Raw genomic sequence first — 21,235 nt, 5'->3', positions numbered from 1 at the left:
GCGACTCGGTTTCAGCGGCGTAAGTAAGACCCGAAATCAATGTCGCCCGCACTCAAGATCGCCTGCACCCGGTTGTGCACATTGAGTTTGCGCAGGATCGCCGAGACGTGGGCCTTGACCGTGGTTTCGGCGATTTCCAGGGTGTAGGCGATCTGTTTGTTCGACTCGCCCTTGGTCATGCGTTCGAGCACCAGCAACTGTTTGCGGGTCAAGGCCTGGAGCAGTTCAGGTGGGAAGCTCGGGGCATCGTTCATGCGCCTTGTACCGCATTTTTGCGTGCGGATGATGTCCGGCGGCAAGTAGACATTGCCATTGAGGATCTGCTGGATGGCTTCGGTCATCTGCACCCGTGGCGAGGATTTGGTGATGAAACCCACCGCGCCGTAAGTGATGGCTTGCAGCACGACTTGTTTGTCCTGTTCGGCCGAGACGATCACCACCGGAATGGTCGGCGCCTCGTTACGCAGGTTGATCAGGCCGTTGAGGCCGTGCATGCCGGGCATGTTCAGGTCGAGCAGGATCAGGTCCAGGTCGTCGTGTTCCTGTGTCAGCACCAGAGCGCTGTCGAGGTCGGCGGTTTCCATCACCTCGCTGCCCGGAAAACCATCGCTGATGACGTTATGAATGGCTTCGCGAAACAGCGGGTGATCGTCGGCAATCAGAATTTTGTACATAGCCTTTCACCTCATTATTTTGATTAGGGTGTGGCAACAACTCGCACGCATAAAGGTCAGGGGAAGGGCTCGGGCTGGGCGGGCGTTACGGGCAGGTTGGCGGCCTGCCAGGCGTCCAGGCCGTCGCGATACCAATACAGAGTCTTATAGCCCATGGCGGCGGCGCGCTTCACGGCGTTCCAGCTCAGCCAACAATCGGAGCGGCAGTAGAAGACCAGCGGTTGCGCGAGATCACCTGCGGTCAATGTGCTCAGCTTACGCGCAAAATAGTCCTGCCAGTCGGGCGTCAGGTCACCGTCGCCGGTATTGGCCAGCCAATGGCTGCCGGGGAGGTTTTCGTGGGGCTGGTCCTCGATGAAACGTCCTTGCAACCACTGCCGGCGGTAGACGTCGATCAGCACCGGACGCGGTGTCTGGGTCAGCAGGGTCTGCAGGGCCGCGGTATCGATGATGCCGGCGCCCTGGACTTGATTCGGGGTCGGGCTGCGGTACAGGCCGATGCGATAACCGTCGGTGGAGAACAGCGGTGTTTCGGCCTGCGCGGCGCCCAGGAACAGGCTCAGCGACAGCGCAACGAGAGAAGGGCGTAGCAGACGACGTCGGGCACGCGGCATGGGGTTCAATCCTTATAGTTATGAACCTATTACATGCCAGTCTCGGTGCGATTGGAATGCGACGATAGACAGGGAAACCAGTACTAAAGTAGTAATTTCGGACTGTTCAACACAAATCCCCCTGTGGGAGCGAGCCTGCTCGCGAAGAGGCCATCACATCCAGCATTGATGTCGACTGACACTCCGCTTTCGCGAGCAGGCTCGCTCCCACATTGGAACTGTGTTGTCAGTTGGTTTTGCGTAGGGCTGCGTGTTGCGGGTTGAAGGTGAGTACGGCGAGCAGGGCAAACACCAGCGTCAGCCCGACGCACACCGCCAGCGCCAACGGATTGAAGCGTTCATACAAGGCAAACCGCACCAGTTCCACCGCATGGGTGAACGGGTTCAGGGCGCACAACCAGTACAACCACTCGCTGGACTCGCGCATCTTCCACAGCGGATACAGCGCCGACGACAGGAAAAACAGCGGGAAGATCACGAAATTCATCACCCCGGCAAAGTTCTCCAGCTGACGGATCGCGTTGGACAGCAACAGGCCCAGCGCGCTGAGCATCAACGCCACCAGCAGCAACGCCGGCAAGGCGATCAACAGCCCCATGGCCGGTGGCTGCACGCCGTACACCCAGGCAATTGCCAGAAAGGCATACACCTGCAACAGCGAGATCAGCGAAGTGGCCAACAACTTGCTGCACAGCAAGAAGGTTCGGGGCAGGGGGCTGGTCAGCAGCACGCGCATGCTGCCCATTTCCCGGTCGTAGACCATCGACAGCGAACCTTGCATGCCGTTGAACAGCAGGATCATGCAGGCAAGGCCAGGAATGATGTAGACCTCGTAGGGAATGTAGGTGTCGTAGGGCTCGATGATCGCGATCCCGAGGGCCGCACGAAAACCGGCGGCGAACACCAGCAGCCACAGCAACGGCCGCACCAGCGCACTGAGAAACCGCGTGCGCTGCAACACAAAGCGCAGCCATTCACGCAGCACGATGCCGCTGAAACACTGCCAGTAGGCATTCATTGCGCGGCTCCTGAGGTCGTCAGTCGAGTGAAGGCTGAACCCAGGTCACCACCGTGCTCCAGGCTCAGGGCGTCGGCTTGGCCGCTGGCGACGAGCCGGCCCTGATGCAGGATCAACAAGTCGTCGCTCGGCTGTACTTCATCGAGTAAGTGAGTGGTCCAAAGCACACTGATACCTTGCTCGCGGCACAAACTGCGAATGTGTTGATTGAGCGCCAGCCGACTGGCCGGGTCGAGGCCAACGCTGGCTTCGTCGAGCAGCAGCAGGCGTGGCTCATGCAGCAACGCGCGGGCGATTTCCACCCGGCGACGGTGCCCGCCATTGAGTTCGCGGACCCGCTCGCGACGGCGTTCGGTCAAGGCTTGGCGGGCCAGTTCGGCGTCGACCCGCAGGCCGGTCTGGCGGCGGGACATTCCATGCAGCGCGGCGTGATAACGCAGGTTTTGCTCGACGCTGAGGTCCAGGTCCAACGTGCTTTGCTGAAACACCACGCCCAATTGCTTGAGCGCCGGGCGCGCTGCGTTGCGCAGTGAACAACCACCGATGCGGATGTCACCGCGCTGCACATCGTAGAGCCTTGTGAGCAGGGCAATCAGCGTCGATTTGCCCGCGCCGTTCGGCCCCAGCAGTGCCGCGAAACGGCCGGGCGCCAAGCTGAAATTCACCTGACGCAATGCCTCTTTCGCACCATAAGCGAAACTCAGCTCGCTGACTTCGAGTGCGTTCATGGGGTCACCACCACGCCCCACGGATAACGCCCGACCTTGATAGACTTGGTGACCTTGAGGCTGTCGACGTCGATCACCGACACATCGCCGCTGACGCCGTTGGTGGCCAGCAGTTGTTTTTGATCCGGGGTGAACGACATCTGCCAGACACGCCGGCCGACCAGCAGGTAATCAAGAATTTCGAAGGTCTTGGCGTCGATCACCGCCACATGATTGGCCGGGCCGAGGGCGACGAAACCGTACTTGCCGTCGGCACTGAGTTTGATGCCCACCGGTTGAACCTTATCCGGGTGCACGCCCTTGATCTGGAAGGTCAGGGTCTTGAGGATCTTGCGGGTGGCGACGTCGAGAATCGTCACCGTGCCGCCGATTTCCGCCGAAGCCCAGAGCTTCGAGCCATCGGGTGTGAACTCGACGAAGCGCGGGCGCTGATCCACCAGGGTGCTATCGGCCAGGGTCTGGGTGCTGGTGTCGATCCAGTGCAGCATATTCGTGGTTTCGCTGGTGTTCACCGCCCACTTGCCGTCGGGGCTGACGGCCATGCCTTCGGGTTCGACGCCGACGTTGATCTGGCTCAGCACCTTGGAGGTTTCGGTGTCGATCACCGTCACCAGCGCATCGTCTTCGTTGGAAACGTACAGCCAGCGATTATTCGGGTGCAGGGCGAACTGTTCAGGATCTTTGCCCGAGGGCAGTTCCTTGATGATCTTGCGCGTGGCCACGTCCATCACCTGGACCCGGTCCGAGTCGCTGGCGCAGATGTACAGCAGCTTGTTGTCGTGGGACAACAGCAGACCGCGGGGGCGCTGGCCGACGGGCAGGGTGTCGGTGACTTGCAGCGTTTGCAGGTCGATCAGGCTCAGGCTGTTGTCCTTTTCGTTGGAGACCCAGGCGGTGCTGGCAGCGGCGTGCCCGGCGGCGAGCAGCAGGGCGCAGGAAAGCAGGGTGCGGCGCATGGCAGATTCCTTGTTGTTTTAATTATCGGGTCAGGGAAAACGGCAGGTGACTTCGGCCTTGTCGTAACCGAGGCTGTCCATTTCGTTGAAGGGGTGCAGGAAGCCGTCTTGCGGCGACGTGCTGACTAACGCCCGGGGCTGCACGATGGGAATGGGTTGGCGCAACTGGCCGTTCCACGGCCGATAACTGAGCTTGCGACCCTTGAAGCCGTCCAGCGGTAATTGATCGCTGATCTCAAGCGTACGGATCGCCACCGGATCGACCTGACGCAGTTTGCTCACGGCACTGGCGATGCTGCGCACGGCGATCCAGGCCGCAAAATCGCGGTCATTCATCCAGCGTCCGGTCAGGGCTTCGAAACGTTTCTGCAACTGGGCGGCGCCGTAGGTCTCCACGGTTTTGTGCCAGCCCACCGGGGTCAGACCCTGAGTGCCGGCGACCGGCCGTGGGTACCAGGTCTGGTAGGGCACGTATTCGCCGAAATCGCCCCGTTCATCCGCCACCAGCACCACGTCGTACTCGGCGGTCTGGGTGAACAGCGGCATGTCGGCCTGGGCGCTGCGGCGCTGATCGTTGTCGAAACTCCAGGCTTTTTCCGCGACCAGTTTCAGGCCGAAGCGTTTGGCGGCGCGGCGCAGGGCGGCCGCATAGGCTTGATCGTCCGGGGTCGGGCCGACGATCAGCAGCGCCCGTTGCCATTTGCGCACCACCAGAAATTGCGCCAGCGCATCGGCGAGCATCGCCCGGCTCGGCAGGCTGTGCAGCACGTTCGGCAGGCAGTCGGTGGTGCGCAGGCTGTCGTCTGGGCTGCCGGCGTTGAATAGCAAACTGTCGGGTAGCACGGCGCTGAGTTGGCGCAGGCTGGCGGCCGGTGCGTTGACGACAAACAGGCGCAGACCTTGTTCATGTAGAGCCTTGGCCGCTTCGACCAAGGCATCCGGATTGTCAACGTTGGCGCTGACCAGGTTGTAGCTCTGGTTCAGGAAACGCCCGGTGCTGTTGCTGTCAGTGATTGCCAGTTCGGCGCCACGCAACCCGGCATCGACCGGCTCGGGAATGACGTTCGACAGCAACGGGCCCGGGTCAGGGCGATAGCCCAGGTAGCCGATCTGCACTTGCAACGGCGCGTCGGCGGCCTGGCTCTGGGTCGCCAACCCGGCGGCGCAGGCAATCGCCAACAGATAGATCAGGGCGTAAGGGGCAAGCTGGCGCATAAGGCACTCCATTACAGGTAGCGCCAGCATAGGAACGCTGTGAGGCAGAAGGAAATATGCAGAAAGTACCAGTGAGCCAGTACCAAGGTAGTAACTCGCCCGGGGTGGCGCGGTTTTAGCATGGACAACAACGGCCATCACTCTGGAGGCGATCGATCATGCGAATTCTCAAAGCGCTGCTCCTGCCGTTGCTGTTGATCCTGACCCTGATCGGCGTCGACAAGCTCCACGGCCCGCGTCCCGCGCCGTTGCTGGTCTTGCCCATGACACCGGGGCGCTAGGCGTGTCGGCCCCGTGGCGGATCACGCTCTGGGTTGTTGCAGTGGCACGACTGTCGTCAATCAGCCCACTGCGCAGAACCTGCGCTCGGCCTCTCGAGGGGCGGTGCGTCAACATCAAAAGCTGCAGGCGAGCTAACGCTCGGCCTGTTGAGTGGTCGGTGTACACCGATCAACTGTAGGAGCTGCCGAAGGCTGCGATCTTTTGATCTGTCTGCTTCTTTCGGCCGGGAAGAATTCCCTCAGGCACTTGATTCGGATATGCACCACAAGCCCTACTACCAAGGAACTAGACCGCGCCCACCAAAGCAGCATGGGGCTTGCGCGAAGCCCTTCCTAAGATGGGGGTCATAGCCTCTTCGAAGAGGTTTTGCGTGCAACCAAGAGGGCATAACAATGACAACAAAACGCAACGCCTTACTCGTTGCCGGTCTGCTGGCCGGCTTTATCAGCGCAGGTTCCGTCTGGGCTCACGGCAACGTGGTGCCGCAAGCGGTGGAAACTCCGGGCCTGACCCCAATCAAGGACGCCGGCGTATCGGTCGATGCCGATGGTTGGGCATCGGTGAACCCTTACCGCACCTCCCCGGAACACGATAAGGCCCTGGAAATCGGCTCCTCGGCGTACAACCAGAACTGTGCGGCCTGTCATGGCCTGGAAGCCAAATCCGGTGGCATCGCCCCCGATTTGCGCTTGCTCGATGTCGCTGATGCCGGTGATGAATGGTTCGTCGAACGGGTGCGCCACGGCGCTGTGCGTGACGGCCGGGTGTACATGCCGAAGATGGCCGACTACCTGAGCCAGGAAGCCTTGTGGGCGGTACGTACTTATCTGGACAGCGTTCACGTCGAGGAGTAACCCATGCGCCTGCTCGCTGTGTTGATCAGCGCTGTGTTGCTGTGCTGCCAGGCAGTGCAGGCGCAGGTCCGTACCTATGACGAAATGATCGCCGCCGGGGAGCTGAAAGTGGCGGTCTACAAGGACTTCGCCCCCTACAGTTTTGAAGACGCCGGCCAGGCCCGTGGCGTGGATGTCGAACTCGCCGAGGCATTGGCCAAGGCCCTCGGCGTGCGGCTCACTTTGATTTGGGCGCCGGCCGGCGAGAAGCTCGATGACGACCTGCGCGATTACATCTGGCGTGCCAGTCAGTTGCACGACCTGCAATTGGCCGACCTGATGATGCGCGTGCCGTACGACCGCGACTACGCGCAGAAACGCAATGAGCTGGGTGAGCTGGAAAACGGCCATGTGGTGATGTTCGGGCCGTACCAGAACGAACAATGGCAGGTTGCCTATGACCGCCGCCGGCTGGACAAAGTCGGTAGCGTCGCCGTGTTCGAGCACCACCCGATCGGCGTCGAAGTCGACAGTGTGCCGTCGTTCTACCTGACCTCGGTGTTCAACGGCATGCTTGCCGGCAAAACCCACCACTATCCCGGCGTGCCCCAGGCATTTGCCGCCATGAAGGCCGGTGAAGTCGACGCCGTCATGGCCATGCGCGGCGAGATCGACTGGCAAGTGCATGAAGCGGCGGACCCGCAAGTGGCGCTGGCAGAAAACGCCTACCCGAACATGGGCAAGCAGCTTTGGGAGATCGGCATGGCGGTGCATGAAAGCAACCGTCAACTAGCCTATGCCGTGGAAGAGGCACTGGAAGTCTTGATCCGCGAGGGCTCGGTCAAGACCATTTATGGTCATTACGGCCTGCGCTATGACGTGCCCGAGATGTATCAATAGTGAACTGGCGAGTGGGTTGTCTGTTGGCCTGTTGGTTACCCATCGCCGAGCACGCCGTGGACATCGACCCGGGCAAAGACCCGGTGCCCTCGGTGATGTGGGCCTTCTATCACAAGCAAATGCTCGGCGATGCGCCGTTCGTTTTCGACGAGCGGGTCAAGCTGCTGGCGCCTCCGTTCGCCGAAGACGCCCGGCAAGTGCCACTGGAAATCGACGCGCGCTCGTTCAAAGGCGAAGTGGTGAAAATCCTCGCCTGGGCAGAGCTCAACCCTTTGCCGAAAATTGTCGATTTCCAGCCGCTGGACCGGGTGCTGCCCTGGCTGTCGATCCGCATCCGTATCGAACAGGCCACGCCGTTGCGCGCGGCGGTGCTGACCCGTGACGGGTTGTGGCATGTCGGCTCGACGCTGATCGACGCGGCCGGCGGCGGTTGCACGGCGCCGAGTGTGGTGCGTACCCAGCCAGGTTGGGAGGACCACATCGGCGAAGTGCTGGGCGGTCGTTATCCCCGTGGCGAATTCAGTCGCGTGCGTTTGCAGGTGGCGCATCCGATGGACAACGGCATGGTCAGTGGCATCCCGGAATTCTTCATCAACCATGCCGAACTGCGGGATCAGAACGATCAACTGCTGGCGCGTCTTGAGCTGTTTCCTGCTGTCAGCGAAAACCCCAACCTGGCCTTCGACATCGAAGGGGCGGGGCAGACGCGCCTGATGCTGCGCGACAACAGCGGCAACCAATTCGATGCGGCCATACCCTGACCCAAAGGAGCGCGCGATGCGCTGGATGCTGCTGTTGTTCATCGGTCTGAGCCTGCCGGCCTTGGCCGATCTTGAATACACACTCAAGCCCCGACAGATCGCCGAAGACACCTGGCTGCTGGAAGGCAGCACCGACAATTTCGCCAAGGCCAATGGCGGCAACATCGTCAACACCGCGTTCATCGTTACTGAGCAGGGTGTGGTGGTGATCGACACCGGGCCGTCGAAACGCTACGGCGAAGCGATGCGCAAGGCGATTGCTGCGACCACCGACAAACCGGTGATCGAGGTGCTGCTGACCCATCATCATCCTGATCATGTACTCGGCAACCAGGCCTTCAGTGACGTGCCGATTGGGGCGCTGGCCGGCACTACTGAGCTGCTGCACCAGCAGGGCGATGCCATGGCCGAGAACATGTATCGCCTGGTGGGCGACTGGATGCGCGGCACCGAGGTGGTGTTGCCGACCCGGACGCTGACACCCGGTGTGCGAAGTTTTGGGAATCACGATCTGCGTCTGCTGGGCCTGGGTGGGCACACGGGCGCGGATCTGGCTATTCTCGACCAGAAAACCGGCGTGCTGTTTGCCGGGGACCTGGTGTTTTACCAACGGGCGCTGACCACGCCCAACAGTCCGGGTTTGGCGGTGTGGCTGGCGGACATCGCCACGCTTCAAGGCTTGCCGTGGACGCTGATCGTCCCCGGCCATGGGCCGGTGGCCAGCAATCAACAACCGTTCGAGCAAATGCGCGACTACCTGACCTGGCTCGACCAGCTCATGCGCGATGGCGCCGCCAACGGCAGCGACATGGCCGAGATGATCCGCAGTCCCATTCCCGAACGTTTCGCCGGGATCAGCCTGAGTCGTTACGAGCTGATCCGCAGCGTCAGCCATTTGTATCCGCGTTACGAGCGCGGGCAGATGACCCGTGTCGATTCCGCCGCGCACAAATGATCAACACAAAACCCCTGTGGGAGCGAGCCTGCTCGCGATGGCGGTGTATCAGCCGACATCAATGCTGAATGTGAGGGCCTCGTCGCGAGCAGGCTCGCTCCCACAGGGGACTAGTGTCGATCTATAGGTGTTCATCTCATCCGACCCGGTACTAAGGAACTAGCAATCTCAGCACTGCGGGCAATTGTCCCAAGGGCGGCGGCGCCCAAGAATCTGCACCAGACCGGGAAAATTTCCCGGGTATAACAAAAAACTGCAGAGGTAGCCGTCATGACCCAACCCGCACGTCGCCAACCCTTCGTCTTGAGCGTGCTGCTCAGTGCCATGCTGTTGTCCGGCACCGCACTGGCCGGCGTCACCGATCAAGACATTCTCCAGGACCCCAAGAACCCGGAGCAGATCGTCACCAACGGTCTGGGCGTCCAGGGTCAGCGCTACAGTCCGCTGGACACGCTCAACGTCAACAACGTGAAGGACTTGCGGCCGGTCTGGGCGTTCTCCTTCGGCGGTGAAAAACAACGCGGTCAGCAAGCACAGCCGATGATCAAGGACGGCGTGATGTACATGACCGGCTCCTACTCGCGGGTGTTTGCGGTGGACGCGCGCACCGGCAAGAAGCTCTGGCAATACGATGCGCGCCTGCCCGATGACATCCGCCCTTGCTGCGACGTGATCAACCGTGGTGTCGCGCTGTACGGCGATTTGGTGATCTTCGGCACCCTCGACGCCAAGCTTGTGGCCTTGAACAAGGACACCGGCAAAGTCGTCTGGAGCAAGAAAGTCGCCGACCACAAGGAAGGCTATTCCATCAGCGCCGCGCCGTTGGTGATCAACGGCAAACTGATCACGGGTGTCGCCGGTGGCGAGTTCGGGGTGGTTGGTAAAATCGAAGCCTACGACCCGAAAAACGGCGACCTGCTGTGGACCCGTCCCACCGTTGAAGGCCACATGGGCTACGTCTACAAGGACGGCAAAGCGGTAGAAAACGGCATCTCCGGCGGTGAAGCCGGCAAGACCTGGCCCGGCGATCTGTGGAAAACCGGTGGCGCTGCCCCTTGGCTCGGCGGTTACTACGACCCGGAAACCAATCTGCTGCTGTTCGGCACTGGCAACCCGGCGCCATGGAACTCGCACCTGCGTCCTGGCGACAACCTCTACTCGTCGTCGCGTCTGGCGCTCAACCCGGACGACGGCACCATCAAGTGGCACTTCCAGAGCACGCCTCACGACGGCTGGGACTATGACGGCGTAAACGAGCTGGTCTCGTTCAACTACACCGAAGGCGGCAAAGAGATCAAAGCCGCGGCGACCGCTGACCGTAACGGCTTTTTCTACGTGCTGGATCGCACCAACGGCAAATTCATTCGCGGCTTCCCGTTCGTGGACAAGATCACCTGGGCGACCGGCCTGGATAAAGACGGTCGGCCGATCTACAACGAAGCCAGCCGTCCAGGCGCGCCCGGCACCGAAGCCAAAGGCAGTTCGGTATTCGTAGCCCCAGCGTTCCTCGGCGCGAAAAACTGGATGCCGATGGCCTACAACAAGGACACCGGGCTGTTCTACGTGCCGTCCAACGAATGGGGCATGGACATCTGGAACGAAGGCATCGCCTACAAGAAAGGCGCGGCGTTCCTGGGTGCCGGTTTTACCATCAAGCCATTGAATGAAGACTACATCGGCGTGCTGCGCGCCATCGACCCGAAAACCGGCAAGGAAGTGTGGCGTCACAAGAACTACGCGCCGCTGTGGGGCGGAGTGCTGACCACCAAGGGCAACCTGGTATTCACCGGCACGCCGGAAGGTTTCCTGCAGGCGTTCAATGCCAAGACCGGCGAGAAAGTCTGGGAATTCCAGACCGGCTCCGGCGTACTCGGCTCGCCTGTGACCTGGGAAATGGACGGCGAACAGTACGTCTCGGTCCTCTCCGGTTGGGGTGGCGCCGTACCGCTGTGGGGCGGCGAAGTGGCCAAGCGCATCAAGGACTTCAACCAGGGCGGCATGCTCTGGACCTTCAAGTTGCCGAAAGACCTGGTCGCCAAGCACTAACTTCAAATCCACCGCATAACCCCTGTGGGAGTGAGCCTGCTCGCGATAGCGGTCCATCAGCCAACATCTATGTTGAATGTAATGGCCCCATCGCGAGCAGGCTCGCTCCCACAGTGGGATTGGCGCGAATCTACTACCAAATAACGAGAGTCCTCCTGCCAACGGCGCATTCGTCTGACGCGTGGGGCTCTCTACTATCGGTTCATCGCCTGTTTGCCCGACAGGCATCGACCCAGACAGAGGCCCACCATGATCTACGCACAACCTGGTACACCTGGCGCCGTCGTTACGTTTAAACCGCGCTACGGCAATTTCATCGGCGGCGAGTTCGTCCCGCCGGTCAATGGTGAGTACTTCACCAATTCTTCGCCGGTCACCGGTGAAGTGATCGCCGAGTTCCCGCGCTCCAGCGCCGCCGACATCGAAAAAGCTCTCGACGCAGCGCATGCCGCCGCCGACGCCTGGGGCAAGACCTCGGCGCAGGACCGCTCGCTGGTGCTGCTGAGAATCGCCGACCGCATCGAACAGAACCTGGAAATCCTCGCCGTCACCGAAACCTGGGACAACGGCAAAGCCGTGCGCGAAACCCTGAATGCCGACGTGCCACTGGCCGCCGACCATTTCCGTTACTTCGCCGGTTGCATCCGCGCTCAAGAGGGCGGTGCCGCCGAGATCAACGAGCTGACCACCGCCTATCACTTCCACGAGCCATTGGGCGTGGTCGGGCAGATCATTCCGTGGAACTTCCCGCTGCTGATGGCCGCCTGGAAACTCGCCCCGGCCCTGGCCGCCGGTAACTGCGTGGTACTTAAACCTGCCGAGCAGACGCCGCTGTCGATCATGGTCTTCGCTGAGCTGATCGCCGATTTGCTGCCGGCCGGTGTGCTGAACATCGTCCAGGGCTTCGGTCGCGAAGCGGGTGAGGCGCTGGCCACCAGCAAGCGCATCGCCAAGATCGCCTTCACCGGTTCCACCCCGATTGGCGCGCACATCATGAAATGCGCGGCCGAGAACATCATTCCGAGCACGGTCGAACTGGGCGGCAAGTCGCCGAACATCTTCTTCGAAGACATCATGCAAGCCGAGCCACAGTTCATCGAGAAGGCCGCCGAAGGTTTGGTGCTGGCGTTCTTCAACCAGGGCGAAGTCTGCACCTGTCCATCGCGAGCGCTGGTGCAGGAGTCGATCTACGACGACTTCATGAAAGTGGTGATGCAGAAGATCGTCAAGATCAAGCGCGGCAACCCGCTGGACACTGAAACCATGGTCGGCGCCCAGGCGTCCGAGCAGCAATACGACAAGATTCTCTCGTACCTGAAAATTGCTCAGGAGGAGGGCGCCGAGCTGCTCACCGGCGGCGCGGCCGAGCGTCTTGAGGGCGATTTGTCGACGGGTTATTACATCCAGCCGACCCTGCTCAAGGGACACAACAAAATGCGCGTGTTCCAGGAAGAAATCTTCGGCCCGGTGGTGGGTATCACCACCTTCAAGGACGAAGCCGAAGCCCTGGCGATTGCCAACGACAGCGAGTTCGGCCTCGGCGCCGGTCTATGGACCCGCGACATCAACCGTGCCTACCGCATGGGCCGGGCGATCAAGGCCGGGCGTGTCTGGACCAACTGCTACCACCTGTACCCGGCCCACGCCGCGTTCGGGGGCTACAAGAAATCCGGTGTCGGCCGTGAAAACCACAAGATGATGCTCGACCATTATCAGCAGACCAAAAACCTGCTGGTGAGCTACGACATCAATCCGATGGGGTTCTTCTAATCTAGCAAGCACCACACACCCCCTGTGGGAGCGAGCCTGCTCGCGAAGAGGCCAGCACATTCAACATTGATGTTGAATGTCATGCCGCCTTCGCGAGCAGGCTCGCTCCCACATTGGTTTTGTGTGTACTAAAAAACCCCGCAACACCCCCTACCAATGCACGCCGCCACCTCGTTCGAAAGTAGCATTCGGGTGCCTGGCCCCCCGTGCATTAATGGCTTTACCGGAATCGTCCGGCATAAGAAGAGGATTGACCCATGTGGACTAAACCCGCGTTTACCGATCTGCGCATTGGCTTCGAAGTGACGATGTATTTCGCCAACCGCTGATTGTTCACCCGGCCAGCTGTTGCGTTGGCCGGGCCTGCCTTCTGGAGCATTGCCCATGCACATTCGCGTTCTCGGATCCGCCGCTGGCGGTGGTTTTCCGCAATGGAATTGCAACTGCCGCCAGTGCGCCGCGATGCGCAATGGCAGCCTGCGGGCCCAACGGCGCACCCAGTCCTCGATTGCCCTGAGCGACAACGGTGTGGATTGGGTGCTGTGCAATGCTTCACCGGACATTCGCGCGCAACTCGAGAGTTTCGCGCCGCTGCAACCGGCGCGCCGGGTGCGTGATACCGCGATCGCTGGCGTCGTCCTGCTGGACAGCCAGATCGACCACTGCACCGGCCTGCTGAGTCTGCGCGAGGGTTGCCCGCATTCGGTCTGGTGCACCGAACGGGTCCATGAAGACCTGAGCAGCGGCTTCCCGTTGTTCACCATGCTCAAGCACTGGAACGGTGGGTTGCAGTGGCAACCGGTCGGGCTCGATCGCGAGCCGTTCAGCATCTCCGCTTGCGCACATCTGCGATTTCGCGCGATCCCCTTGGTCAGCAACGCACCACCGTATTCGCCCAATCGCGGCAATCCGCAGCCGGGCGACACCATCGGTTTGTTTATCGAAGACCGGCGCAGCGGTGCTTCGCTGTTCTACGCGCCTGGCCTGGGACAGGTCGACGACGAGGTTCTGAGCTGGATGCAACGCGCCGATTGCCTGTTGCTGGACGGCACCTTGTGGCGCGACGACGAGATGCGAGTCTGCGAAGTCGGCCAGAACCTGGGCAGTGAAATGGGTCACCTGTCGCAAAGCGGCCCTGGCGGCATGCTCGAGATCCTTGAAGGCTTCACCCGCCAGCGCAAGGTGCTGATCCACATTAACAACACCAACCCGATCCTCGATGAAGACTCGGCCGAGCGGGCGCTGCTGGAGCGGCGCGGGATCGAAGTGGCGTTTGACGGCATGAGTATCGAGCTGTAGCGGATGGCCTCATCGCGAGCAGGCTCGCTCCCACAGTTGATCGGTGTGAACACAGATTTTGTGTACACCACAATCCCAATGTGGGAGCGAGCCTGCTCGCGATGGGGCCAGTCCAGACACCGCAGAATCCAACGGTTGTTCCCCGGAGAACCGCAATGACTGACAAAGCAATGACCCCCACCGAATTCGAAGCGGCCCTGCGCGCCAAAGGCGCCTATTACCACATCCACCATCCATTCCACCAAGCCATGTACGCCGGCCGATCAACCCGCGAGCAGATTCAAGGCTGGGTCGCCAATCGCTTCTATTACCAGGTGAACATCCCCCTGAAAGACGCGGCGATTCTCGCCAACTGCCCGGACCGCGACGTGCGCCGGGAATGGCTGCAACGGATACTCGATCACGACGGTGCACCCGGCAGCGAAGGCGGGATCGAAGCCTGGCTGCGGCTGGGCGAAGCGGTGGGACTGGATCGCGAGCAAATCCTTTCACAGGAATTGGTGCTGCCCGGTGTCCGTTTCGCCGTGGACGCCTACGTCAATTTCGCCCGTCGCGCCTGTTGGCAGGAAGCCGCCAGCAGTTCGCTGACCGAGCTGTTTGCGCCACAGATCCACCAATCCCGGCTCGATATCTGGCCGGCCCATTACCCGTGGATCGACGTCGGCGGTTACGACTATTTCCGTACTCGCCTGAGTCAGGCGCGACGGGATGTCGAGCATGGTTTGCGCATCACCCTGGCGCACTACGTCACGGTCGAAGGCCAGCAACGCATGCTGGAAATCCTGCAATTCAAGCTCGACGTGCTGTGGAGCATGCTCGATGCCATGAGCATGGCCTACGAGCTGGAGCGCCCGCCATATCACACCGTCACCCACTCGAACGTCTGGCACCGGGGGATTGCCCTGTGAGCCTGATCAACCGCGAGCAATCACCGTCGCTGCGTCAGGGTTTTCGCCTGCAATGGGAACCTCGGCAAGACTGTCACGTGCTGCTGTATCCCGAAGGCATGATCAAACTCAATGCCAGTGCCGGGCAGATCCTCGATCTGATGGACGGCCAGCGCAGCGTCGCGGCGATCATTGATTTACTGTCTGCGAATTTCCCCGGCGTACCGGGGATCGACGAAGATGTGCTGGCGTTTCTGGAGGTGGCCCATGCTCAATTCTGGATCGAATGACTCGCGTCCGGGGCCACCGCTGTGGCTGTTGGCGGAGCTGACCTACCGTTGCCCGCTGCAATGCCCGTATTGCTCCAACCCGCTGGACTTTGCCCAATCAGGCGAAGAGTTGAGCACCGAAGAATGGATCCGGGTGTTCCGCGAGGCCCGGGAGATGGGCGCCGCGCAGCTGGGTTTTTCCGGCGGTGAACCGTTGGTTCGTCAAGACCTGGCCGAACTGATAAAAGCCGCCCGGGACATGGGTTACTACACCAACCTGATCACCTCGGGCATCGGCCTGACCGAACAGAAAGTACGCGATTTCAAGGTCGCGGGGCTGGACCATATTCAGATCAGCTTCCAGGCTGCCGACGAAGCGGTGAACAACATGCTCGCCGGTTCGCGCAAGGCCTTCGCCCAGAAACTCGCCATGGCCCGCGCGGTAAAGGCCCAGGGCTACCCGATGGTGCTGAACTTCGTCACCCATCGGCACAACATCGACCAGATCGCGCAGATCATCGACTTGTGCCTGGAACTGGAAGCGGATTTCGTCGAATTGGCGACGTGTCAGTTCTACGGCTGGGCCGAACTCAACCGGGTTGGCCTGTTGCCCACGCGCGAACAATTGCAGCGTGCCGAGCGCATCACCAACGAATACCGCGAGCGTCTTGAAGCGCAGGGCCACCCGTGCAAGCTGATCTTCGTCACCCCGGATTACTACGAGGAACGCCCCAAGACCTGCATGAACGGTTGGGCCAATCTGTTTCTCGACATCACCCCGGACGGCACGGCGTTGCCTTGCCACAGCGCCCGACAGTTGCCGGTGCAGTTTCCCAATGTGCGCGAGCACAGTATCGAGCACATCTGGACTGATTCTTTCGGTTTCAATCGCTTTCGTGGCGATGACTGGATGAAGGAACCGTGCCGCTCCTGCGATGAAAAGCACAAGGATCTGGGCGGCTGCCGCTGCCAGGCATTCATGCTGACCGGCGACGCCGCCAACACTGACCCGGTGTGCAGCAAGTCACCGCATCACGGTGTGATTCTCAAGGCTCGCGAGGAAGCCGACGCACCGGGGCTGGGCATGGAACACCTGACGTTGCGTAACGAGAAGGCTTCGCGACTGATCTACCGCGGATGAATCAAACGGCACAAAACCCCTGTGGGAGCGAGCCTGCTCGCGAAGGCGGTGGGGCAGGCGATGCATATGTTGAATGTGCCGGCCTCTTCGCGAGCAGGCTCGCTCCCACAGGGATCTGCGGGGATACAGGATCTTGCTACCCATTGGTCTGATTGCATTCACAGCCGGATGCTTTAGTGTGGACGTTACCTTCCAAAACAATAAAAACAGGCTTTCCAATGAGCCAGAGTCTCAGCCAGCTGCGTAAATTCGTTTCACCTGAAATCATCTTTGGCGCGGGCTGCCGGCACAACGTCGGCAATTGCGCCAAAACCTTTGGTGCCCGCAAGGTGCTGCTGGTCAGCGATCCCGGTGTGATTGCTGCCGGCTGGGTCGCCGATGTCGAGGCCAGCCTGCAAGCCCAGGGCATTGAGTATTTCCTGTACAGCGCAGTCTCGCCCAACCCGCGGGTCGAAGAAGTGATGCTCGGCGCCGATCTGTACCGGGAAAATCATTGCGATGTGATCGTGGCCGTCGGTGGCGGCAGCCCGATGGATTGCGGCAAAGGCATCGGCATTGTCGTCGCCCATGGGCGCAGCATCCTCGAATTCGAAGGTGTGGACACCATCCGCGTCCCCAGCCCGCCGCTGATCCTGATTCCGACCACTGCCGGCACCTCGGCCGATGTCTCGCAATTCGTGATCATCTCCAACCAGCAAGAACGCATGAAGTTCTCCATCGTCAGTAAGGCGGTGGTCCCGGACGTGTCGCTGATCGACCCGGAAACCACCCTGAGCATGGACCCGTTCCTGTCGGCCTGTACCGGCATCGATGCGTTGGTGCATGCCATCGAAGCGTTTGTGTCCACCGGGCACGGGCCGTTGACCGATCCCCACGCACTCGAGGCGATGCGCCTGATCAACGGCAATCTGGTGCAAATGATCGCCAACCCGAACGACATTGCCCTGCGCGAGAAAATCATGCTCGGCAGCATGCAGGCCGGGCTGGCGTTCTCCAACGCGATCCTCGGCGCGGTGCATGCCATGTCCCACAGCCTGGGCGGCTTTCTCGACTTGCCTCATGGCTTGTGCAACGCGGTGCTGGTGGAACACGTGGTGGCGTTCAACTACAGCTCGGCGCCCGAGCGCTTCAAGGTGATCGCCGAGACCTTTGGCATCGATTGCCGTGGCTTGAATCACCGGCAGATTTGCGGGCGTCTGGTCGAGCACCTGATTGCGTTGAAACACGCCATCGGCTTCCACGAAACCCTCGGATTGCACGGGGTCAGCATGGCTGACATTCCGTTCCTGTCGCAACACGCCATGCACGACCCGTGCATCCTGACCAACCCGCGCGAGTCCAGTCAGCGTGATGTCGAGGTCGTCTATGGCGAAGCCCTCTGACGAACAGCAACGGGCGCTGGCGGGGTTACTGGGATTAGGCAGCCACTCGGCGCGCAAGAGTCATTACCCGGAACTGGCTGCGCGCCTCGACGAGCTGGAAGCCGAGCGCAATCGCTACAAATGGCTGTTCGAAAACGCGGTCCACGGGATCTTTCAGGCCAGCCTCCTGGAAGGCATGCGCGCCGCCAACCCGGCACTGGCGCGGATGCTCGGTTACGACAATCCCCAGGAGGTGCTGTTTTCCTTGGCAGATCTGGCGAGCAACCTGTTTATCGGTGGTGCACAGGAGTTGGAGAATATCGGCGAAATCCTCAGGCACCAGGGCAGCCTGCACGGCTATGAAACCCAGTTGCGACGCAAGGACGGCAGCAGCCTCGACGTGCTGATGAACCTGTTGCTCAAGCCCGATCAGGAAGGGCTGGTGGAAGGTTTTGTCGCCGACATCACCGAACGCAAACTCGCCCAGCAGCGCCTGCAGCAACTCAACGACGAACTGGAACAGCGCGTCACCGCGCGCACCGACGAGTTGCTGGAAGCCAACCGCAACCTGCAACAGCAGATCACCCAGCGTAAACAGATCGCCCAAGCCTTGCGGGACGCCCGGGACGCCGCCGAGGCCGCCAATCGCAGCAAGGACAAATACCTCGCCGCCGCCAGCCATGACCTGCTGCAGCCGCTCAACGCCGCGCGTTTGCTGATCTCGACCCTGCGCGAGCGCAAACTGCCCGACGTCGAACAGGTGCTGGTGGAGCGTACGCATCAAGCGCTGGAAGGGGCGGAGGATTTGCTCACCGACTTGCTGGACATTTCCCGGCTCGATCAGGCAGCGGTGAAACCGGACATTGCGCTGTACCGTCTCGATGAATTGCTCGCGCCGTTGGTGTCGGAATTCCAGTCAGTGGCCCAAGCCGAAGGGTTGAATCTGCGGGTGCACATGGGCGATTACGCCATCAGCACTGACTTGCGCCTGATGACGCGGATCTTGCGCAACTTCCTGAGCAACGCCTGCCGCTACACCGACGAGGGCAGCATCCTGCTGGGGGCCAGACGCCGGGGTGAAATGCTGCGCCTGGAAGTCTGGGACACCGGGCGCGGGATCGCGGCGGACCGACTGGATTCGATTTTCCTCGAGTTCAACCAACTGGACGTCGGCCGCGCCTCCGACCGCAAGGGTGTGGGCTTGGGGCTGGCCATCGTTGAGCGCATCGCCAAGATCCTCGGCTATAAAGTCGGGGTTCATTCGTTGCCGGGGCGCGGTTCGATGTTCAGCATCGACGTGCCGATTTCCCATGAGGTTCCGCTGCCGATCAGTCTGGCGGCACCACAACCCGGCACCGGCAATCCATTGCCGGGCCGGCGTTTGCTGGTGCTGGACAACGAAGTGAGCATTCTCGAAAGCATGAGCGCGCTGCTCGGGCAGTGGGGCTGCGAGGTGGTCACGGCCACTGATGAATTCTCCGCATTGGCCGCCTTGCAGGGGCGACCGCCGGAACTGATTCTGGCGGACTACCACCTCGATCACGGGGTGGTGGGCTGTGATGTGGTCAGGCATTTGCGTGAGCATTACCACCAGGTAATTCCGGCGGTCATCATCACTGCCGACCGCACGGATCAGTGTCGGCTCTCATTGCAGAGACTCGACGCACCGCTGCTGAACAAACCGGTGAAACCCGGCAAGTTGCGCGCGGTGCTGAGTCAGTTGCTGGGGTAGCGATAGTGCAGGCTGAAACCGAGCTCGGCTGACTCGCCTTGCTCAAGCAGTCGCAACCCCGGCCGACCGGGCAGGTGATGCGCGTTGACCGGGTGACTCACCGGCTCGATACAGAAAAAATCCAGGCCCACCGGGCAGTAGAGCAGGAAGTAATCGCTGCCGGTGGCCCGGCATTCCAGCTCATAGCCCAGCGCTGGCTGGCGGATCAGGCAGTGACCATCCCATTCGCAGAAGCCGTTGTCGACCAATGTGTCGGGCAGCGCCTTGAGCGACTGGAAATCCCATTCGGCCGGCAACGCGCTGAGCTGTGTCGGCAGTTTTGTCCCGTCACACAACCAGACGTGCCGGGCTTGCGCCTGCAGCTGGGTGCCCGTGGTACGCGGAAAGTAGGGATGCAAACCGAGCCCATGCCAGGCAGGGCGTTCGGCCAGATGGGTGACCTTTAATTCAATGCTCAGCTTGCCTTCGCTCAGATGGAATCTTTGCCGGGCGCGATAGGCGAAGGGCGTGGTGCTGTCGAGTTGCAGGACGACTTCATCGTGCGTCTGCGAAACCACCTGCCACGGCTGTTGCCAGGCGCTGCCGTGAATCGGCAGGGGATCGGTGAGGCTGTTGGGTGTCAGGGCCAGCCAGCCCTCGGGGCATTCAAAGCCGCCTTCGGAAATTCGGTTCGACCACGGTGCCAAGGGAAAGCAGCCAAGCTTACCGGGCAGGGCGGTGTTCAGCGCGTGTGCGTCACTGTGGCGCAACAGCGGCAGCCCCGTGCCGCGCACGCTCCAGTTGACGATGCTGCCACCGAGTTGCGGGGCGAGGGTGAGGTGGGTGAATTCGTCTTCGAGTTCAAGCAATGTCGGAGTCATATCGCTTTCGGCTCCGGCAAACCTTTCACCCCGGGATTGAGGGCGAACACACCGCCGGCCAGAGACTGTTCGTCATGGTCGCCGCCGGGGCGGATCGAGGTCACGAACAGGGTGTCCAGGCGACTGCCGCCGAAGGCGCACATGCTCGGTTTTTTTACCGGTACGGCGAGGGAGCGGTCCAGTCGGCCGTCGGGAGTGAAACGGTGAATCAGCCCGGCGTCATTGGCGCAAATCCAGTAGCAGCCTTCGGCATCGACCGCCGCCCCGTCGGGACGACCAAGGAATTGATGCATATCGACAAACAGCCGGCGGTTGGACGGCGTGCCGCTGTCGATGTCGTAATCAAAGGCCCAGATTTGCTGGACCAGAGGATGAGAGTCAGACAGGTACATCGTTCGCCCGTCGGGGCTGAAACCCAAACCGTTGGGCACGATAAACCCGCTGAGTTGCGCCTCGAGTGGCCCGCGTTGACCGGCGCTGTAGCGATAAAGCGTGCCGTCGGCCGCGTTGGCGCCCATGTTCAGCACCATGCTGCCAGCCCAGAAACGCCCCTGACGATCGCAGCGACCGTCGTTCAGGCGCATGTCTGTGCGGGCGTGTTCGACCGGGGCCAGGAGGTTGCTGTCGAGGCTGCCGTCGTTGTGGGGGTGCAGATGAAAGAACCCGCTTTCCATCCCGGCAACCCAGCCGCCGTTGCTGTGACGTGCAATGCAGGCGAGCATCTCCGGTGCTGTCCAGGCATGGACATGGCCGGTTTCGGCGCTCCAGCGCTGAAGTCCGCCAGCAGGAATATCGACCCAATACAGGGCGTTTTCCTCAGGCACCCAGACCGGGCATTCACCGACTGCGTTGCGGGAATCGACAATCAATTCGGCTTGCATGACAACTCATTCCCTCGGGTTTTTGTTGTTGGGATCAAGTGGTGTGCGCGGGT

22 protein-coding genes are annotated in these 21,235 nt (G+C 61.3%); 14 read left to right on the top strand and 8 right to left on the bottom strand.

Annotation, left to right across the window (positions count from 1 at the left end; genetic code table 11):
* Nucleotides 1–11: 11 nt before the first annotated feature.
* From JFU47_RS28800 to JFU47_RS28775, 6 genes are all read right to left on the bottom strand, one after another.
* A complete protein-coding gene (locus tag JFU47_RS28800; RefSeq protein ID WP_008149733.1) occupies nucleotides 12–674 on the bottom strand; it encodes a response regulator transcription factor in 663 nt (220 codons plus the stop codon).
* 56 nt (nucleotides 675–730) lie between these two features.
* Nucleotides 731–1,288 (bottom strand): PQQ-dependent catabolism-associated CXXCW motif protein, encoded by a 558-nt coding sequence (locus tag JFU47_RS28795; protein WP_201187535.1) that lies wholly within the window; start codon nucleotides 1,286–1,288, stop codon nucleotides 731–733.
* 226 nt (nucleotides 1,289–1,514) lie between these two features.
* Nucleotides 1,515–2,306: an ABC transporter permease gene (locus tag JFU47_RS28790; protein WP_008149735.1), complete on the bottom strand. Its 792-nt coding sequence runs from the start codon at nucleotides 2,304–2,306 to the stop codon at nucleotides 1,515–1,517.
* Nucleotides 2,303–3,034: an ABC transporter ATP-binding protein gene (locus tag JFU47_RS28785; protein WP_201187533.1), complete on the bottom strand. Its 732-nt coding sequence runs from the start codon at nucleotides 3,032–3,034 to the stop codon at nucleotides 2,303–2,305. The genes JFU47_RS28790 and JFU47_RS28785 overlap by 4 nt, the downstream gene beginning before the upstream one ends.
* Entirely contained in the window at nucleotides 3,031–3,990 is a 960-nt protein-coding gene (locus JFU47_RS28780; protein WP_140679191.1) for a YVTN family beta-propeller repeat protein, read from the bottom strand. The genes JFU47_RS28785 and JFU47_RS28780 overlap by 4 nt, the downstream gene beginning before the upstream one ends.
* Before the next feature lie 30 nt (nucleotides 3,991–4,020).
* Entirely contained in the window at nucleotides 4,021–5,205 is a 1,185-nt protein-coding gene (locus JFU47_RS28775) for an ABC transporter substrate-binding protein (RefSeq protein ID WP_201187531.1), read from the bottom strand.
* 158 nt (nucleotides 5,206–5,363) lie between these two features.
* Between JFU47_RS28775 and JFU47_RS33330 the strand changes: the two genes are divergently transcribed.
* From JFU47_RS33330 to JFU47_RS28710, 14 genes are all read left to right on the top strand, one after another.
* Nucleotides 5,364–5,486 (top strand): hypothetical protein, encoded by a 123-nt coding sequence (locus tag JFU47_RS33330; protein ID WP_008149743.1) that lies wholly within the window; start codon nucleotides 5,364–5,366, stop codon nucleotides 5,484–5,486.
* 393 nt (nucleotides 5,487–5,879) lie between these two features.
* Nucleotides 5,880–6,341 (top strand): cytochrome c-550 PedF, encoded by a 462-nt coding sequence (pedF, locus tag JFU47_RS28770; protein ID WP_123364413.1) that lies wholly within the window; start codon nucleotides 5,880–5,882, stop codon nucleotides 6,339–6,341.
* A gap of 3 nt (nucleotides 6,342–6,344) precedes the next feature.
* Entirely contained in the window at nucleotides 6,345–7,220 is an 876-nt protein-coding gene (locus JFU47_RS28765; protein WP_201187529.1) for a substrate-binding periplasmic protein, read from the top strand.
* Nucleotides 7,220–7,981 carry a quinoprotein dehydrogenase-associated SoxYZ-like carrier gene (locus JFU47_RS28760; protein WP_201187527.1) on the top strand — a complete coding sequence of 254 codons (762 nt, stop codon included), beginning with the start codon at nucleotides 7,220–7,222 and terminating at the stop codon, nucleotides 7,979–7,981. The genes JFU47_RS28765 and JFU47_RS28760 overlap by 1 nt, the downstream gene beginning before the upstream one ends.
* Nucleotides 7,982–7,997: 16 nt before the next feature.
* Nucleotides 7,998–8,936, top strand: coding sequence for a quinoprotein relay system zinc metallohydrolase 1 (locus JFU47_RS28755; RefSeq protein ID WP_201187525.1), 939 nt, complete (start codon nucleotides 7,998–8,000; stop codon nucleotides 8,934–8,936).
* Between the two features lie 270 nt (nucleotides 8,937–9,206).
* On the top strand, nucleotides 9,207–10,982 hold the full coding sequence (locus JFU47_RS28750) for a PQQ-dependent methanol/ethanol family dehydrogenase (RefSeq protein WP_140679181.1): 1,776 nt from the start codon (nucleotides 9,207–9,209) through the stop codon (nucleotides 10,980–10,982).
* 249 nt (nucleotides 10,983–11,231) lie between these two features.
* The gene (exaC, locus tag JFU47_RS28745) at nucleotides 11,232–12,752 is read left to right on the top strand and encodes an acetaldehyde dehydrogenase ExaC (RefSeq protein WP_201187523.1); all 1,521 of its coding nucleotides are present in this window, start codon (nucleotides 11,232–11,234) and stop codon (nucleotides 12,750–12,752) included.
* A 257-nt stretch (nucleotides 12,753–13,009) separates the two neighbouring features.
* Nucleotides 13,010–13,081 (top strand): pyrroloquinoline quinone precursor peptide PqqA, encoded by a 72-nt coding sequence (pqqA, locus tag JFU47_RS28740; RefSeq protein ID WP_003253598.1) that lies wholly within the window; start codon nucleotides 13,010–13,012, stop codon nucleotides 13,079–13,081.
* Nucleotides 13,082–13,136: 55 nt separating this feature from the next.
* Nucleotides 13,137–14,051 (top strand): pyrroloquinoline quinone biosynthesis protein PqqB, encoded by a 915-nt coding sequence (gene pqqB, locus JFU47_RS28735; protein WP_140679177.1) that lies wholly within the window; start codon nucleotides 13,137–13,139, stop codon nucleotides 14,049–14,051.
* 155 nt (nucleotides 14,052–14,206) lie between these two features.
* Complete coding sequence (gene pqqC / locus JFU47_RS28730; RefSeq protein WP_201187521.1) at nucleotides 14,207–14,959, top strand: pyrroloquinoline-quinone synthase PqqC; 753 nt, start codon at nucleotides 14,207–14,209, stop codon at nucleotides 14,957–14,959.
* Entirely contained in the window at nucleotides 14,956–15,228 is a 273-nt protein-coding gene (gene pqqD, locus JFU47_RS28725; protein ID WP_140679173.1) for a pyrroloquinoline quinone biosynthesis peptide chaperone PqqD, read from the top strand. The genes pqqC and pqqD overlap by 4 nt, the downstream gene beginning before the upstream one ends.
* Nucleotides 15,206–16,348: a pyrroloquinoline quinone biosynthesis protein PqqE gene (gene pqqE, locus JFU47_RS28720; RefSeq protein ID WP_201187519.1), complete on the top strand. Its 1,143-nt coding sequence runs from the start codon at nucleotides 15,206–15,208 to the stop codon at nucleotides 16,346–16,348. Before pqqD ends, pqqE begins: the two co-directional genes overlap by 23 nt.
* 218 nt (nucleotides 16,349–16,566) lie before the next feature.
* Nucleotides 16,567–17,730 carry an alcohol dehydrogenase-like regulatory protein ErcA gene (ercA, locus tag JFU47_RS28715; RefSeq protein ID WP_140679169.1) on the top strand — a complete coding sequence of 388 codons (1,164 nt, stop codon included), beginning with the start codon at nucleotides 16,567–16,569 and terminating at the stop codon, nucleotides 17,728–17,730.
* Nucleotides 17,714–19,441, top strand: coding sequence for a hybrid sensor histidine kinase/response regulator (locus tag JFU47_RS28710; protein WP_201187517.1), 1,728 nt, complete (start codon nucleotides 17,714–17,716; stop codon nucleotides 19,439–19,441). Before ercA ends, JFU47_RS28710 begins: the two co-directional genes overlap by 17 nt.
* Here the strand turns inward: JFU47_RS28710 and JFU47_RS28705 are convergent.
* Both JFU47_RS28705 and JFU47_RS28700 read right to left on the bottom strand, forming a co-directional pair.
* The gene (locus JFU47_RS28705; protein ID WP_201187515.1) at nucleotides 19,426–20,301 is read right to left on the bottom strand and encodes an aldose 1-epimerase; all 876 of its coding nucleotides are present in this window, start codon (nucleotides 20,299–20,301) and stop codon (nucleotides 19,426–19,428) included. The genes JFU47_RS28710 and JFU47_RS28705 overlap by 16 nt on opposite strands.
* The gene (locus JFU47_RS28700; protein ID WP_201187513.1) at nucleotides 20,298–21,182 is read right to left on the bottom strand and encodes an SMP-30/gluconolactonase/LRE family protein; all 885 of its coding nucleotides are present in this window, start codon (nucleotides 21,180–21,182) and stop codon (nucleotides 20,298–20,300) included. Before JFU47_RS28700 ends, JFU47_RS28705 begins: the two co-directional genes overlap by 4 nt.
* Between the last annotated feature and the right edge of the window lie 53 nt (nucleotides 21,183–21,235).

Origin of the sequence: Pseudomonas sp. TH39(2020) (assembly GCF_016650715.1) — a bacterium.
GTDB classification, from domain to species: domain Bacteria; phylum Pseudomonadota; class Gammaproteobacteria; order Pseudomonadales; family Pseudomonadaceae; genus Aquipseudomonas; species Aquipseudomonas mandelii_C.
The sequence above is the reverse complement of the archived record's forward strand: the minus strand, read 5'-3'. Positions and strand labels throughout refer to the sequence as shown.